Origin of the sequence: Rubellimicrobium rubrum, from assembly GCF_006152115.1 — a bacterium.
GTDB lineage: Bacteria > Pseudomonadota > Alphaproteobacteria > Rhodobacterales > Rhodobacteraceae > Rubellimicrobium > Rubellimicrobium rubrum.
In genome coordinates this window covers 47,805-62,126 of the sequence record NZ_VDFU01000007.1, presented here as the reverse complement: position 1 = coordinate 62,126, position 14,322 = coordinate 47,805, and the positions used below count along the sequence as shown (strand labels likewise).

Here is a 14,322-nt window from a genome sequence, read left to right as displayed (position 1 = left end):
GCTCACCATGACCCATATCCTCGCCCTGGACCAAGGCACGACCTCCTCACGCGCTCTGCTGTTCGACGGCAGCCTGCGCCCTGTCCGCATCGCCCAAAAGGAGTTTCCGCAGCATTTCCCACAGCCGGGCTGGGTGGAGCACGACCCGGAGGCAATCTGGGCCACCACGCTATTCACGGCCCGCGAGGCGCTTGACGGTACTTCGCCAGGCGCTGTGGCCGCCCTGGGCATCACCAACCAGCGCGAAACGACTCTGGTCTGGGACCGCACGACCGGCCGGCCCATTCACAATGCAATCGTGTGGCAGGATCGGCGGACAGCGCCCTTCTGCGAGGAACTCGCCGCCGAAGGCTGGTCCGAGCCCGTCGCCGACCGGACCGGACTGTTGCTCGATCCCTACTTTTCAGGAACCAAGCTCGCCTGGCTGCTCGAGCACGTCGATGGTGCACGCGAGGCTGCCGAGGCGGGGCAGCTCCTGTTCGGGACGGTGGACAGTTTCCTCATCTGGCGGCTGACCGAAGGCCGCGTTCATGCGACGGACGCCACCAACGCGGCTCGGACGATGCTCTATGACATTCGCCGGGGATGCTGGGACGAGGAGATCTGCCGACGACTTGGTGTGCCGCTCTCCATGCTGCCCGAAGTGCGGGACTGCGCCGGCGATTTCGGGACCACGACGATGCTGGGGGGTCACCTAGCCATTTGCGGTGTCGCGGGCGACCAGCAGGCAGCGACCATCGGGCAGGCCTGCTTTGCTCCGGGCATGATGAAGAGCACCTACGGCACCGGTTGCTTTGCCCTGCTCAACACGGGCTCCGACTTCGTCCGTTCGCGATCGAGACTTCTGACCACCATCGCATACAAGCTCGATGGCCGGGTCACCTATGCTCTCGAGGGATCGATCTTCATCGCCGGCGCGGTTGTCCAGTGGCTTAGGGACGGGCTGCACCTGATCGGTACCGCTGCCGAATCGCAGGCGCTGGCCGAGGCCGCCGACCCGGAGCAGGACGTGGTGCTCGTGCCGGCCTTCACAGGTCTGGGCGCACCCTACTGGGATCCCGATGCCCGGGGGGCCATCTTCGGCCTGACCCGCGCCACCGGACCGGCCGAGTTCGCGCGCGCTGCGCTCGAGAGCGTGGCGTACCAGACGCACGACCTGTGGGAGGCCATGCGGCGCGACTGGCCCGGGGCGACCCGGGCCGTGCTGAGGGTCGATGGCGGCATGACCGCTTCGGACTGGACCATGCAGCGCCTGGCTGACCTGCTGGGCGCGCCAGTGGATCGCCCCGTTGTGCGCGAAACCACGGCCCTGGGTGCGGCTTGGCTCGCCGGCCATGCGGCGGGCGTGGTGCCAGGGCCGGAGGAGTTCGCCCGAACCTGGGCTCTCGACCGGCGCTTCGACCCTTCTATGGGTGACGTCGAGCGGGAACGCAGGATCGCATTATGGGACGACGCGGTGCGCCGCACCCTGAGCCACCGCTGAGGGGGATCGGGTCATGAACGAACAGAACAGGGACGGCGCATGAATCGGTATGACCTGCAAGGACGCGTCGCCGTGGTGACGGGCGGTGCCCAGGGGATCGGGTATGCGGTGGCCGAACGCTTAGCCGCTTCGGGCGCGCAGGTCGCTCTCTGGGACCGGGATGCGGAACGCGCGGCGGAGAGCGCGCAGCGCATCGGAGGCAGGGCCTATGGGGTGGACGTGACGGACACCGAGGCGGTTTCGGCTCTGGCCGAACGAACCGAAAGAGATATGGGACCCATCGCCGTGCTCGTCACCTCGGCCGGCATCGCAGGGGCGAATGGGACCGTGCTGGATTATGATCCCGCCGAGTGGCGGCGCGTCATCGAGGTCAACTTGACTGGAACCTACAACTGCTGCCGGGCGGTGCTGCCTCAGATGAGGGCCCAAGGATATGGGCGCATCGTCACCATCGCATCCATCGCTGGGAAAGAGGGAAATCCTAACGCGGCTGCCTATTCCGCCTCCAAGGCTGGGGTCATCGCTTTCACCAAGTCGCTTGGCAAGGAGCACGCGGGCGAGAACATCGCCGTCAACTGCGTCACGCCTGCGGCGGCGCGCACCCGCATCTTCGACCAGCTTTCCGAAGAGTTCATTGCCTACATGCTGGCCAAGATTCCCCGTGGCCGGTTCCTGGAACTCGACGAGGCCGCTTCGATGATCGGCTGGCTCTGCTCGGAGGAGAACAGCTTCACAACGGGCGCAGTCTTCGATCTGTCGGGCGGCCGCGCGACCTACTGACCGCTGAGCGGCCCCATCATCGTCCGAACAGCGGATCGTACGCAGCGCGCGAACCGGTGCACCGCAACAGAGAACCCATTTATCTCTGTGGGCAGCCGTCCTTCAGCGAACGTGTTGCTGCGCCGAACCTAAGAATGCATGCTCGCCGGAAACATCATCCGCATGGACACCCTTCAATGGACGTCATCGACGCCGAATTCCTGACCAGACACCTTGCCCAGCTGGGAAAGAGCGGTCGCACGATCTGCGCCATCGTCGGCGCTCCTGGATCTGGCAAGTCCACACTGGCTGAACGCATGGTCGAAATGCTGAACGCCGACGATCCCGGCACGGCGGCGCTGCTGCCCATGGATGGGTTCCACTATGACGACCTGCATCTCGTTCCGGCCGGGTTGCGGCCTCGCAAGGGTGCTCCAGACACCTTCGACGTCGGTGGACTGCGCCAACTGCTGCTCCGGCTGCGCGCCAACGACGAGGCTGCCGTGGCGGTCCCCGTCTTCGATCGCGACATCGAGATCGCGCGGGCAGGTGCCCGCCTGATCCCGGCCTCAGTTCGTGTCATCGTCTGCGAGGGCAACTACCTCCTGCTCGATCAAGAGCCGTGGGACAGCCTGAGGCCACTATTCGACACGACCGTGATGATCGACGTGCCGGAGGAAACCTTGAGAGCACGCTTGCGCAGGAGGTGGGAAGGTTACGGTCTCAATGAGGAGGAGATCGCCTGGAAGCTGGATGGCAACGACCTCCCCAACGGCCGCATGGTCCGGTCGGCCAGCGCACCGGCCCAGTTCGTGCTGCGGCCCTGACACTCATGCGATGGTCAGGCCAGCCCGGGGGATGCTGGGCGCCACGTCCAGACTGGCCGGATCGAACACCCTGTGATGGGCTAGGCAGGCCGCCCCGATAGCGCATTCTTTTTCGTCCAAAGGAGACAGGAGTATGTCCGGCGTGATCGTGCCAGGGATGATGCGGTCGGCTACGATCTCGCGAAGGTGGGGTAGGGTCATAACCAACAACGGGCGCATGAGGCCGCCCAGCACGATCATGGTCGGGTTGAACAGGTTCACGAGGCTGACGAGCCCCAGCCCGAGGTGATGCGAGAGGTGCTCGATGGCCGCCTTGGAGCGCCCGTTACCCTGCTTGGCCTCGGCCGCAACCTCGGCAGGCAGCCGCGCAAGTTCCGCAGCATCCAGATCGTCACGCCCTCGGGCAGCACGCGCCAGCGCAGCCACGTTCACCCGCGTTTCCAAGCATCCGCTTTGACCGCAGTGGCAGCGCGGTCCCTGCTCGCTCACCCGCAGGTGGCCGACCTCCATGCCGGTCCCGTGCGCCCCCCGCAGCAGACGGCCGTTAACGACGGCTGCACCTCCACATCCAACCCCGAGTTTGAGGAAAAGCGTGCACACCGTGGGCAGGGACGGCTGAGCGTATAGCGCGCCGAAGGCGGCCGCGTTGGCGTTGTTCTCGACAGTCACGGACAGGGGAGTGACCTTGGCCAGCAGCAACAGGAGATCGACCTGGGACCAGCCCAGGATCGGCAGGTTGACGACCTGGCCTCCGTGGGCGACCAGCCCTGGTACGGTGACTCCGGCGGCCCGGACCCGACCTGCGAAAAAGGGATCGGCCTCAAGGGCATGGATGCGTTCTCCGATCAGCCTCACCACGTCCTGCGGAGAGGCCCGAGATGGCACCGGATGCTCCTCCGACCGAGCGAGCTGGGCGGCGAAGTCGACGATGGCAAGGCGCAGGACACCCACGCCGATCTCGATTCCGAGAAAGTAGGACCCCCGCGGATCAAGGGCCACCTGCACGCCAGGGCGACCAGGCTCGCGCGCCTGGGCCTTGGCCGGTCCATGTCCGATTTCGCGAACCAGTCCGTTCTTTGCCATATCCGCCACCAGACGCGTTATCGTAGCGGGCGTCAGCGACAGTTCACGCGCGATGCCAGCTCGACTGAGGGATCCACGGAGGCGCAACAGAGTGAGGATGCTCCGTTCATTGATCGACCGGGCTATGGTCTGGTCTGCCATGTCGCTCCTGTTTGCTGCTGCCTGACTCGAGGTGCTGCGCGATCCGCATACCCCGGGGTAGCTCGAAACCTATTGTGCCATTACTTTCTTTTTGTAAGATAGAAAACAAAGGAGGTCCTTGGTCCTCCTTGCTACGGATCTTGGGAGGGGGCTGATGGACGCGTCGGGTGAACCCCTGCTCCGGGTCGGTGTTCTAGGCTGCGGCCCCATTGCACAAGCGGCGCATCTGGAGAGCGCAAACAAGGCCCGCAACGTGCGGCTTCACGCGATTTGCGATCTGGCTCCCGATCTGGTCGCCCGGATGGCTGCCATGCACACCCCTGACCGGACCTACCTGGACTACGATGCCATGCTGGCCGATCCCGAACTTGATGCGGTCGTCATAGCGACAGCCGACGCATTCCATGTGCCAGCCGCTGTGGCTGCCCTTCGCGCCGGCAAGCACGTCCTGTGCGAGAAACCGGTCGGCGTCGCCGTTGACGAAGTGGAAGAACTGGCCCAGGTCGTCCAAGTCAGCGGGCAGGTGCTTCAGATCGGTCACATGAAGCGGTTCGACGCCGGTCTTCAGAGCGCGCGGAACTTCATCCACGACGAGATGGGCGAACTGCTGGCGCTCAAGGCCTGGTACTGCGACTCGACGCACCGTTATGCCATGACCGATGCCGTCCAGCCGTTGATGGTGAGGAGCAGTGCGGCCAGGAAGCCAGCCCAAGACCCTAAGGCGGACCGCCGGCGCTACTACATGCTCGCGCATGGCTGCCACCTGTTGGACACGGCCCGCTTCTTCGGGGGTGAGATCGTCGAGGTCGAGGCCCGCTTGTCCGAGCGGTTCGGCGCATACTGCTGGTTCGTGGATGTCGCGTTCGCGAACGGGGCCCTGGGGCACCTAGATCTGACCGTGGCAGTTCGCATGGACTGGCACGAAGGTTTTCAGATCTACGGAGAGAATGGGTCCATCTTGGGAAAGACCTACAATCCCTGGTACTATAAGACCTCCGATGTCGACATCTTCCACGAGGCCACGGGGGCCACGACCCGGGTGCTCGGGGCCGACGGCCATTTCTACCGCCGCCAACTGGAGGCCTTTGCCGACACGATCCTCACCGGGGCAAACACGGGCGCCGCCACCATCAAGGACGGAGTCGCTTCGGTCCGTGGCATGGTAGCCATCGCCCGTTCGGCGGAAACAGGGCGGCCTGTTCGTCTGTCAGACGTCTCGGGTCCCGTCTGATGCGGGTCGGCATCTTCGCCAAGACCTTTCCGGGTGAGACGCCGCTCGCCGTTCTGTCGGCCGCGCAGGAGACAGGATACGACACGGTCCAGTATAACATGGCGTGTTCGGGCCTTGGCGCTCTTCCCTTGGTCGTCCCGCAGGCGGAACTGGAGGCGGTCCACCAGGCCGTGCTGGCCACCGGGGTCACGATCTCGGCAGTTTCCGCCACCTACAACATGATCCATCCCGATCAGGCGGTCCGGGCTGCGGGGCGCAACGCATTCTCCGCCATCGCCGGAGCTGCGCGTGCGATCGGCTGCCCGGTGATCACAGTATGCACCGGAAGTCGCGACCCGCTGGACCAGTGGCGGCACCACCCGGACAACGCCACGACCTCGGCATGGGACGACGCCATGGCGGAGATGAGTCTTCTGCTTCCGATCGCGGAGCGCCATGGTCTGACGATCGGGGTCGAGCCCGAAATGGCCAACGTCGTGAGTTCGGCCGCGCGGGCTCGCGAGATGCTGGATGTCCTGGATCACCCAGCCCTCGGGATCGTGCTCGATCCGGCGAACCTGTTCGAGACAGAAGCGGGCTTCCGTGGCGGAGCCGTCGTGGATGAAGCAATCGCCCTGTTGGCTGATCGCATCATCCTGGCCCACGCCAAGGATCGGCGCGCCGATGGCGGCTTTGCTGCGGTGGGCTCGGGGATCATCGACATGGCGCGCTTCGTCGCGCGGCTTCGCCAAGCGGGCTTCGTTGGCGCGCTGATCACGCACGGCCTGTCGGCTGACAAAGCCCCTCGCGTCGCCGCAACGCTTCGCGGCTATCTGGAGACTGCGGCCTGATGGCCGCGAGCTTCTTTCGCGACGGGCTGGACCTTGCCGTCCATGCTGTGGGCGGGGGGCGTCCGATGCTTTTCGAGCATGGCCTGTGCGGCGATGCCGATCAGACAGCTGCGGTGTTCCCGGACCGGTCTGGCTGGCAGGGTGTCACTGTGGAATGCCGGGGCCACGGCAGGTCTGGGCTGGGGCCGAGCGAAGCCGTTTCACTAGCCACCTTCGCCGATGATCTTGCAGGCTTCATCGAGGCCAGACTCCCCGCGCCGGTGGTAGTCGGCGGCATCTCCATGGGTGCTGCTCTGGCCCTGCGGCTAGCGATCAAGCGGCCCGAGCTTGTCAGCGGCCTAGTCCTTGCACGGCCCGCATGGCTTTACGACCCGGCCCCGCCCGACATGCAGCCCTACCGTCTCGTGGGCGGCCTGCTGGCCCGCCTCCCGCCAGACGAGGCGCTCGCGGAGTTCGAGGCCAGCGATACCGCTCGTCGTCTGGCGGCTGAAGCGCCCGACAATCTCGCATCGCTTCGCGGCTTCTTCCGACGCAAGCCCGCGGCCGCCACGGCGATTCTGCTCAACCGAATTGCTGCGGACGGGCCCGGAGTCACGGTGTCCGAGGTAGCGGCCGTGAGCGTGCCGACCCTGGTGATCGGCCATGGCCAGGATTCTGTCCATCCAATGTCGCACGCAGAGGCGCTGGCCGCGCAGATTCCCGGCGCGAGGCTCGGTGTGATCACTCCAAAAGCTACGAACCATGACCGCTACCGCGCTGAGTTCAGCGCCGCCCTTGACCACTTCCTGGAGGAGATCCCCGCATGAGCCGCGGCCGTGAACGTCTTCGAGCCATGCCTAGGGATCGTCTTCTGGCCGAGTTCTCCCTTTGGTCGGCCGACTTGGTCCATCTGGCGGACGAGATCGCCCGGGTGGACCAGTATGTCGACCTTTATCACATCGACGTTGCGGACGGGCATTTCTCGCCTGCGCTGCTCTACTTCCCCGATCTGGTCGCTGCAGTGCGGAAACGAACGGACAAGCCGCTTCATGTGCATCTGATGGTGGCCGACGCCATCCTGATGGAGCAGGTCGCTCAGTTTGCTGAAGCCGGCGCGGATCTCATCAGCGTCCACGCGGAGAATGCGAACGCAGTCGCCGCACTCGATCTTTTGGAGAACCGCGGGATGGCAACCGGGATCGTCCTGCAACTACATACCCCAGTAGAGGCGGCACGCGCCTTCGTGTCGCGCCTTGACGTCCTCACCCTGTTGGGCACTCGCATCGGCATCAAGGGGCAGGGACTCGACCCCGATGCCGAAAGCCGGCTGACCCACGGCCGCAGCCTGATCAGCGCTAGCGGCCATCCCGTGCTTCTGGCTGCAGATGGTGGCATCCGGGAGCATACGGTGCCCGGACTGCGCGCGGCGGGGGCGGACACGATCGTGATGGGCTCGCTGGCCTTCAACGACCCCGACCTGGCCGGACGCATCAGCTGGGTGCATGGTCTGGCTGCCCCAGCCACGCATGCCTGACCCGGTCGCCATCGGCATCGACCTGGGCGGCACTCAGGTGCGGGTCGCGCTTGTTCAGGGCGGGCGCGTGCTCGCCCGGGCAAGCGAGCCGACCGACGTGGCGGGTGGGCCGGAGGCCGTGTTGCGCCAGTTCGCGCGCCTCACGGAGAAGGTGACTGCCCGGGCCGATCCCCTGGACATCATCGGTGTCGGGGTCGCCTCCCCCGGTCCCCTAGACAGCGGGACTGGGACAATCATCGACATCCCGACCCTGCCGGGATGGAGCGGCTTTCCCCTGCGCGACATGCTGACGAAGCAGATGAGACTGCCCGTCGTCCTCGAGAACGATGGGATCGCTGCCGCCTTCGGTGAGTGGCGACATGGCGCAGGGCAGGGCCTCCGTCACCTGGTCTATGTCACCGTCAGCACCGGTATCGGGGGCGGGGTTATCATCGACGACCGAGTCCTCCGCGGCCGTCGCGGCATGGCTGGGCATGTGGGCCACATGCCTGTGGTGCTGGATGGACCTGTCTGCTCCTGTGGTGGCCAGGGATGCTTCGAGGCATTGGCTTCGGGCCGTGCATTGGGCCGCGCGGCCCGTGCGGGTGTTGCATCTTGCCCGGACAGCCGTCTGTCGGCAGAGCCACCAGACATCCTGTCTGCGCAACACGTGGTGGCTGCAGCCCGCCAGGGCGATGCGTTGGCTCTTCGCCTGCTCGATGACGAGGCGCGCTATCTCGGGCTCGGCTTCACGGGGCTGATCCACCTCTTCAGCCCCGAGGCCGTCATCATGGGCGGTGGTGTCTCGCAGGCCTTCGACCTCCTGTCGCCGGGCATTCATTCCGGCATTCAGGAGCGAGCCATGGCTGCATTCAGGAATGTCCGCGTCCTCAAGGCAGGGCTGGGCGAGAATTCGGGCCTGATCGGGGCGGCGGCCCTGGCCCTCGATATCGAAGGAGCGACCGCGTGACACAGTTTGCAGCAGCCGGGCCAAGTCCCATGACGACGGCGGAACGCCGAGGATACCAGCAGATCTGCGGGGACGACGGAGCAATGCTTGTGGTCGCCTGCGACCAGCGGGGCAGCATGCGCAAGCTGCTGGCCTCCACGCCCGAGGCCCAAAAGGCGATCTCTGACGAAGCGTTAGGCCGCGTGAAGATGGATGTGACCAGCCATCTTGCGCGCCAAGCCGGCTGCGTCCTTCTTGACCCGATCTGCGCCGTACCGGCCATCGTGGACCGTGGCGTGCTCCATCGCTCGACCGGCCTCTTGATCGGCCTCGATGCATCGGGATGGGACACCAGCCCTGAAGGCTATCGCATCTCGACCCTGGTGCCCGGAGTGACTGCCCGCCGTGTGCGTGAGTTGGGCGGCACGGGCGGAAAGATCATGATCTATCTCCGGGCCGATCAGCCCGAGGCCAATCGCGAGAACCTGCTGACCTTGCGGCGGGTCATCGCGGATTTCGCCTCCGAAGATCTGCTGCTCGTCGTCGAGTTCCTGACCTACGCCCTCCCGACAGAACGCCCCGAGGAGCATGTCGCGATGGTGCCGGCCCTGATCGAAGGAGGTACGCGTCTCTGTCTGGATGCCGGCGCCAAGGTTCTCAAGATACCCTATCCCGGCAATCGGGAGGCCTGTGCGGCCGTCACCGCGATGTCCGGCGATGTCCCTTGGGCGGTGCTGTCGGCCGGAGTGGATCACGCGACGTTCCTGGGCCAGGTCGAGGTCGCAATGGCGAACGGTGCTTCGGGGGTGATCGCAGGTCGATCCCTGTGGAAGGATTGCATCTCGCTCGACTCTGCCACTACCCGGCGCCGACTGACCGACGTGGCGGTGCCTCGGGTCAACGAGTTGCGGGCCGTGATCGCGCGGCATCGACCGGCTTGACCCGTGTCGGCTGATCCTGACCTCCCGGTCGCCATCGGGCTGGACATAGGTGGCACACATCTGCGCGCCGCTCGTGTCGACGCAGACGGCGTCATCCAGTCGGAGCTTTGGCGCCCTACGCGGCGCGGCTCGGAAGACGTGCTCGCGGACAGTCTTGAACTGATCGCTGAACTGCGGACAGCGCGAACGGCAGGGGTGGGGGTGGGCATACCCGGACAGGTCGATGCCCAGCGGCGCAACGTCTTATCGGGCGGGTATGTCGATCTTTCGGCTCTGCCGTTCGCCGGGCGAGTTCAGGAAGCGACCGGTCTGCCCGTGGCGATCGAGAACGACGCAGCCATGGCGCTGCTGGCAGAGAAGTCCATCGGTGCGGCCCAGACCTATGCCAATGTGGTGCTGCTGACGGTCGGAACTGGGATCGGCGGCGCGGTGCTCGAACAGGGCCAGCTGCTGCGGGGCAGGGGCACGGCCGGACAACTGGGGCACCTCGTGACCGACCCGGCTGGCCCTGTCTGTCTATGTGGTCGTCGCGGATGCCTCGAGACGTTCAGTTCGGGAAGCAGCCTCGCCCGGCATGTCGCCGAGGCCGGGCTTCCGCCGGGAACCCGCATCGAGGATCTGCTTGACCGCATGCCCGAGCCAGTCGCGACTGCTGTCGTGACGGCTTGGGCGGGTCCACTTCGGCAGGCCATCGACAGCCTTGTCGCCGCTCTCAATCCGGACCTCGTCCTCCTGGGCGGGGGCTTGGGACACCAAGCTGTGTCCGCGCTTCAGCGTTTGCCCGAGCCGGTTCGGTCCTGGTATGATGCCCCGATACGACCTGCCGCGCTGGGTCCCGAAGCCGGCGTAATCGGGGCGGGTCTGGCTGCGCTTCGTTTCACCCGCGCAGAACGCAAGATCGTCGTCCTGGTCAATGGAGTCCCCGCAAGCGGAAAGAGCACCGTGGCCCGTCAGCTTGGCGACGCCCTGGGCTGGCCGGTGCTGAGCCTCGACACGGTGAAGCAGCCGTTCCTCGATGCGCTGCCGCCGGGTGATCGATCGTTCAATCGTACCCTCGGCCGTGCGAGCTATCGGGCAATGTTCGACGTGATCCGGGACGCGCCGGCTGGATCGAGCTTCGTGCTGGACGCCTGGTTCGGGTTCCAGCCGGTCGAGCGCTTGGCCGAAGCCGTGAAAGCGGCAGGAGTGGACGGCTGCGCCGAGCTCTGGTGCGAGGCTCCGCCGGAGGAGATCGGACGCCGCTATGCCGAACGGGCAGAGCGTCGGGGCGCAGGGCATCCCGGGCTGGAGTACGTGCCCGAACTGATCGACCTCGCGCATCGTGCCGGTCCGACCGGGCTTCTCCCGATGCGGCGTCAGGACACCACGAAAGACTTGGACCTGCCGGCAGTTCTCTCCTGGGCGAGAGACGCGCTTCGAACACCGCTTCAGTTTTTTTCTTGATGTAACAAAACTTCTCGGCTGTCATCAAAGGGCCGCGAATCGGTAGCGCGCAGGGGCCGGCACAGAAACGGCAGGCGCGCTGAAACCTGGGAGGTTACTCGATGAAACGCCGTTCTCTACTGGGCGCTGCCGCCATGGCTGCGCTTGCCGCCGGAGTCTTGCCGCATGCCACGTTCGCGCAGGATCAGCCGCAATACACGATCGCCCTTGTTCCCGGCCTGACGACTGACGCCTTCTATATCACCATGCAGCGCGGCGCGCAGGCCGCGGCCGATGCCTTGGGCGTGGAACTGGTGTTCCAGGGCGCGGCGGATTTCAACCCGGTGACGCAGGTGCCGGTGCTGGACGCCGTGATCGCCCGGGGCCCCGACGCGATCCTGATAGCGCCGACGGACAAAACCCAACTCGTCGAGCCACTCCGCCGGGCCCATGACGCAGGCATCCCGGTCATCACCGTTGATACCTTCATCGGCACAGGCGTTTACCAGACCGGTTCGGGCGACGCCGACTTCCCGTTGTCCTACATCGCGTCGGACAACGTGCTGGGCGGACGCATGGCGGCGAGGGCCCTGGCCGAGGCCATCGGCGGCGAAGGCCAGGTTTACGTGTCGAACGTGAACCCCGGCATCTCCACGACGGACCAGCGCGAAGAAGGCTTTAAAGCCGAGATGGCCGAGAATTTTCCCAATGTCGAAGTGCTCGAGACCCAGTTCAACGAGAACGACGCCAACAACGCCGCTAGCCAGCTCCAGGCGGTCTTTGCCCGCAATCCGAATCTCAAGGGTGTCTTCGGGGCGAACCTCTTCTCGGCCCTCGGGGCGGCAAACGGCGTTCAGCAGGCGGGCCAGACGGGGAACGTCAGGGTGATTGCCTTCGACGCGCCTACCTCGATCGTGGATAACATCAACACCGGGCTGGTGGACGTGGCCATCGCCCAGCATCCGGCCGAGATCGGCTACTACGGCGTCGTTTCGGCCTACGCCCATCTCACAGGCCAGTCGATCCCGACCGCCATCGGTACTGGCTTCACAGTCATCAACAAGGACAACGTGAGCGACCCCGAGGTTGCTAAGTTCATCTATTCCGACTGAGCCCCACAGGGGTCCGTCCTTGAGGCGGGCCCCCCATCTGGCGGGATACGTCCATGACCTCAGACCCTTCGATCCAACGGACGACCCCGGTTCATGTCGCGCCCCCGGCCGACCACGCGGATGTCCGGCTCACTCTCCTGCAACGGATCGCCAACCTTCGCGCGTGGCTCTTCTTGGCCGGGCTGATCCTGGTGTTCGAGGCCTGGGCACGCATGTCCTACGGCGGCACCTTCATCATCAACGCCTACAACCTGCAGTCCATCGCGGTCTTCGCGGTGGCGCCGTTGCTTCTCGCGACAGGGCAGACGTTCGTCATCATCTCGGGCGGGATCGATCTGTCGATGGGCTTCATCATGGGGCTGGCAGCCGTGGTCTGCGCCCATGTGGTCGCCTGGGCCACCCCGCTCATGCCCCTTCCATTCGCGGTTCTTCTGGGATTCCTCGTGGGCATCCTGGTGGCCTGCGTCCCGGGCGCGGTGAACGGATTGCTGGTATCCCGCCTCAAGGTGCCGCCATTCATCGGGACCCTGGGCATGTTCGGCGTGGCGAGGGGCGTTGCGTTTCTTCTGGCGGGCGGGACAACCGTACCGGTCACCAATTCCTTTCTGACAGCCTTGGGCAACGGCCGGATTGCCGGCGTGCCATGGGTCGTGATCGTGACCGCCGTCTTCGTCATGGTGATGCATTATGTCTTAAGCCAGACTCGCTTTGGGCAGCACAATTACGCCGTGGGATCGAATCCGCAGGCTGCGCGTCGCGCCGGGATCGACATCAAGGGTCACTTGTTGCGCCTCTACATTCTGTCGGGGGCCTGCGCAGGCCTTGCAGGCGTGCTTTACACCGCACGATTCAGCGCTGGTGCCGCCCAGGCGGGCGAGCCCCTGCTGCTCGACTGCGTCGCGGCCGTCGTGATTGGCGGAGCGTCCCTGTTCGGCGGGTCGGGAACGATCCTCGGCACCGTCGCGGGCTCTTTCGTCATCGCGGTCATCCAGTACGGACTGGTCTTCGTCAACGTAAAGCCGTTCTGGCAGTTTATCTCGGTCGGTGTGGTGATCATCATCTCGGTTCTCATAGACCAGGCGCAGCGGTCCTTCGCAGGAGGGCGACAGAATGAATGACATGGCTCAGGCGCCTTCCGTCCCCTTGCTCGAGGTCCGGCATCTCTCCAAGAGCTTTGGTCCCGTCCAGGCGCTATCGGATCTGTCGATGGCCCTTCATCCCGGTGAGGTCGTGGCGCTGGCCGGCGACAATGGGGCGGGCAAGACGACTCTCATCAAGGCGATCTCGGGGGTCTACAAGCCAACCAGCGGCGACATCCTACTGGACGGGCAGCGGGTGACGTTCTCGTCCCCTCAGGAAGCCCGCGAGCGGGGAATCGAGACGATCTACCAGGATCTCGCGCTGGCCGACAATCTGTCCATCGGAGCCAACATCTTTCTTGGCCGCGAGCCGATGCGAAAGGCCATGGGCTTCCTCCCGGTGCTAGACCGCAGAAGGATGGCGGAGGCCGCGCGCGAGACGATGGCGCTTCTCGACTTCCACGTGAAGCGCATGGATGCACCGGTCTCGAACTTCTCGGGGGGGCAGCGACAGGCGGTTGCCATAGGCAGGGCCGTTTACTGGAACGCGCGCGTCCTCATCATGGATGAGCCGACGGCCGCCCTCGGCGTGCCCGAGCAGCGCAAGGTGATCTCCCTGATCCACCAACTCAAGGCTCAGGGTCGCGGCGTGGTCTTCATTTCACACAACCTGCAGGACATCTTCGCTGTGTCCGACCGGATCATCGTCCTGCGTCGTGGCGTGCGGGCCGGCGAGAGGCGGATCAGCGAAACCACGCATGAAGAGGTGGTGCGCCTGATGGTCGGCGGGTGACCCCAATAAATCCAGCTCCTTCGCCTGAATGAACGCAACCTGATCCGTGCCGATCACCCCAAGACCGATCGAAGGGACGGGATCGGACTTCGTCCGACGACCTCCAATCTACAAAGAATGCTAAACCACGCTTGATCTCGAAGGCGGTGTGCGCGGGTGTCATCAGCGAGGTGTGCTTCG

General features: G+C 65.4%; 14 protein-coding genes. 13 read left to right on the top strand and 1 reads right to left on the bottom strand.

The features are described from left to right. Window positions 1-7: 7 nt before the first annotated feature. The 3 genes from glpK to FHG66_RS07985 all read left to right on the top strand — a co-directional run bounded on the left by glpK (window position 8) and on the right by FHG66_RS07985 (window position 3,069). Window positions 8-1,483 (top strand): glycerol kinase GlpK, encoded by a 1,476-nt coding sequence (glpK, locus tag FHG66_RS07995; protein ID WP_139076229.1) that lies wholly within the window; start codon window positions 8-10, stop codon window positions 1,481-1,483. A 39-nt stretch (window positions 1,484-1,522) separates the two neighbouring features. Then, on the top strand, window positions 1,523-2,263 hold the full coding sequence (locus FHG66_RS07990) for an SDR family NAD(P)-dependent oxidoreductase (RefSeq protein ID WP_139076228.1): 741 nt from the start codon (window positions 1,523-1,525) through the stop codon (window positions 2,261-2,263). 176 nt (window positions 2,264-2,439) lie between these two features. Further along, window positions 2,440-3,069, top strand: a complete 630-nt coding sequence (locus FHG66_RS07985) for a nucleoside/nucleotide kinase family protein (protein WP_139076227.1) — start codon at window positions 2,440-2,442, stop codon at window positions 3,067-3,069. 3 nt (window positions 3,070-3,072) lie between these two features. Here the strand turns inward: FHG66_RS07985 and FHG66_RS07980 are convergent, their stop codons facing one another. Further along, entirely contained in the window at window positions 3,073-4,293 is a 1,221-nt protein-coding gene (locus FHG66_RS07980; RefSeq protein WP_139076226.1) for an ROK family transcriptional regulator, read from the bottom strand. Window positions 4,294-4,447: 154 nt separating this feature from the next. On the opposite strand from FHG66_RS07980, the gene FHG66_RS07975 reads away from it, so the two are divergent. The 10 genes from FHG66_RS07975 (at window position 4,448) to FHG66_RS07930 (ending at window position 14,142) form a co-directional block, all read left to right on the top strand. Next, window positions 4,448-5,524, top strand: a complete 1,077-nt coding sequence (locus tag FHG66_RS07975; protein ID WP_139076225.1) for a Gfo/Idh/MocA family protein — start codon at window positions 4,448-4,450, stop codon at window positions 5,522-5,524. After that, on the top strand, window positions 5,524-6,354 hold the full coding sequence (locus FHG66_RS07970; RefSeq protein ID WP_139076224.1) for a sugar phosphate isomerase/epimerase family protein: 831 nt from the start codon (window positions 5,524-5,526) through the stop codon (window positions 6,352-6,354). Before FHG66_RS07975 ends, FHG66_RS07970 begins: the two co-directional genes overlap by 1 nt. Further along, a complete protein-coding gene (locus FHG66_RS07965) occupies window positions 6,354-7,160 on the top strand; it encodes an alpha/beta fold hydrolase (RefSeq protein WP_139076223.1) in 807 nt (268 codons plus the stop codon). The genes FHG66_RS07970 and FHG66_RS07965 overlap by 1 nt, the downstream gene beginning before the upstream one ends. Beyond that, window positions 7,157-7,867 carry a ribulose-phosphate 3-epimerase gene (locus FHG66_RS07960; RefSeq protein ID WP_139076222.1) on the top strand — a complete coding sequence of 237 codons (711 nt, stop codon included), beginning with the start codon at window positions 7,157-7,159 and terminating at the stop codon, window positions 7,865-7,867. Before FHG66_RS07965 ends, FHG66_RS07960 begins: the two co-directional genes overlap by 4 nt. Further along, entirely contained in the window at window positions 7,860-8,816 is a 957-nt protein-coding gene (locus tag FHG66_RS07955) for an ROK family protein (protein WP_139076221.1), read from the top strand. The genes FHG66_RS07960 and FHG66_RS07955 overlap by 8 nt, the downstream gene beginning before the upstream one ends. Then, complete coding sequence (locus FHG66_RS07950; RefSeq protein WP_246082511.1) at window positions 8,813-9,736, top strand: tagatose-bisphosphate aldolase; 924 nt, start codon at window positions 8,813-8,815, stop codon at window positions 9,734-9,736. Before FHG66_RS07955 ends, FHG66_RS07950 begins: the two co-directional genes overlap by 4 nt. A 3-nt stretch (window positions 9,737-9,739) precedes the next feature. Further along, window positions 9,740-11,179, top strand: coding sequence for an ROK family protein (locus tag FHG66_RS07945; RefSeq protein WP_139076220.1), 1,440 nt, complete (start codon window positions 9,740-9,742; stop codon window positions 11,177-11,179). Window positions 11,180-11,280: 101 nt separating this feature from the next. Further along, the gene (locus FHG66_RS07940; protein ID WP_139076219.1) at window positions 11,281-12,270 is read left to right on the top strand and encodes an ABC transporter substrate-binding protein; all 990 of its coding nucleotides are present in this window, start codon (window positions 11,281-11,283) and stop codon (window positions 12,268-12,270) included. 53 nt (window positions 12,271-12,323) lie between these two features. Then, window positions 12,324-13,388 (top strand): ABC transporter permease subunit, encoded by a 1,065-nt coding sequence (locus tag FHG66_RS07935; protein ID WP_139076218.1) that lies wholly within the window; start codon window positions 12,324-12,326, stop codon window positions 13,386-13,388. Beyond that, window positions 13,381-14,142 (top strand): ATP-binding cassette domain-containing protein, encoded by a 762-nt coding sequence (locus tag FHG66_RS07930; RefSeq protein WP_139076217.1) that lies wholly within the window; start codon window positions 13,381-13,383, stop codon window positions 14,140-14,142. Before FHG66_RS07935 ends, FHG66_RS07930 begins: the two co-directional genes overlap by 8 nt. The last annotated feature ends 180 nt before the right edge of the window (window positions 14,143-14,322 follow it).

Bases quoted from the DNA above. Each gene is read 5' to 3' on its own strand.
- glpK (WP_139076229.1), top strand. From the start codon at position 8: ATGACCCATATCCTCGCCCTGGACCAAGGCACGACCTCCTCACGCGCT.
- FHG66_RS07990 (WP_139076228.1), top strand. From the start codon at position 1,523: ATGAATCGGTATGACCTGCAAGGACGCGTCGCCGTGGTGACGGGCGGT.
- FHG66_RS07985 (WP_139076227.1), top strand. From the start codon at position 2,440: ATGGACGTCATCGACGCCGAATTCCTGACCAGACACCTTGCCCAGCTG.
- FHG66_RS07980 (WP_139076226.1), bottom strand. From the start codon at position 4,293: ATGGCAGACCAGACCATAGCCCGGTCGATCAATGAACGGAGCATCCTC.
- FHG66_RS07975 (WP_139076225.1), top strand. From the start codon at position 4,448: ATGGACGCGTCGGGTGAACCCCTGCTCCGGGTCGGTGTTCTAGGCTGC.
- FHG66_RS07970 (WP_139076224.1), top strand. From the start codon at position 5,524: ATGCGGGTCGGCATCTTCGCCAAGACCTTTCCGGGTGAGACGCCGCTC.
- FHG66_RS07965 (WP_139076223.1), top strand. From the start codon at position 6,354: ATGGCCGCGAGCTTCTTTCGCGACGGGCTGGACCTTGCCGTCCATGCT.
- FHG66_RS07960 (WP_139076222.1), top strand. From the start codon at position 7,157: ATGAGCCGCGGCCGTGAACGTCTTCGAGCCATGCCTAGGGATCGTCTT.
- FHG66_RS07955 (WP_139076221.1), top strand. From the start codon at position 7,860: ATGCCTGACCCGGTCGCCATCGGCATCGACCTGGGCGGCACTCAGGTG.
- FHG66_RS07940 (WP_139076219.1), top strand. From the start codon at position 11,281: ATGAAACGCCGTTCTCTACTGGGCGCTGCCGCCATGGCTGCGCTTGCC.
- FHG66_RS07935 (WP_139076218.1), top strand. From the start codon at position 12,324: ATGACCTCAGACCCTTCGATCCAACGGACGACCCCGGTTCATGTCGCG.
- FHG66_RS07930 (WP_139076217.1), top strand. From the start codon at position 13,381: ATGAATGACATGGCTCAGGCGCCTTCCGTCCCCTTGCTCGAGGTCCGG.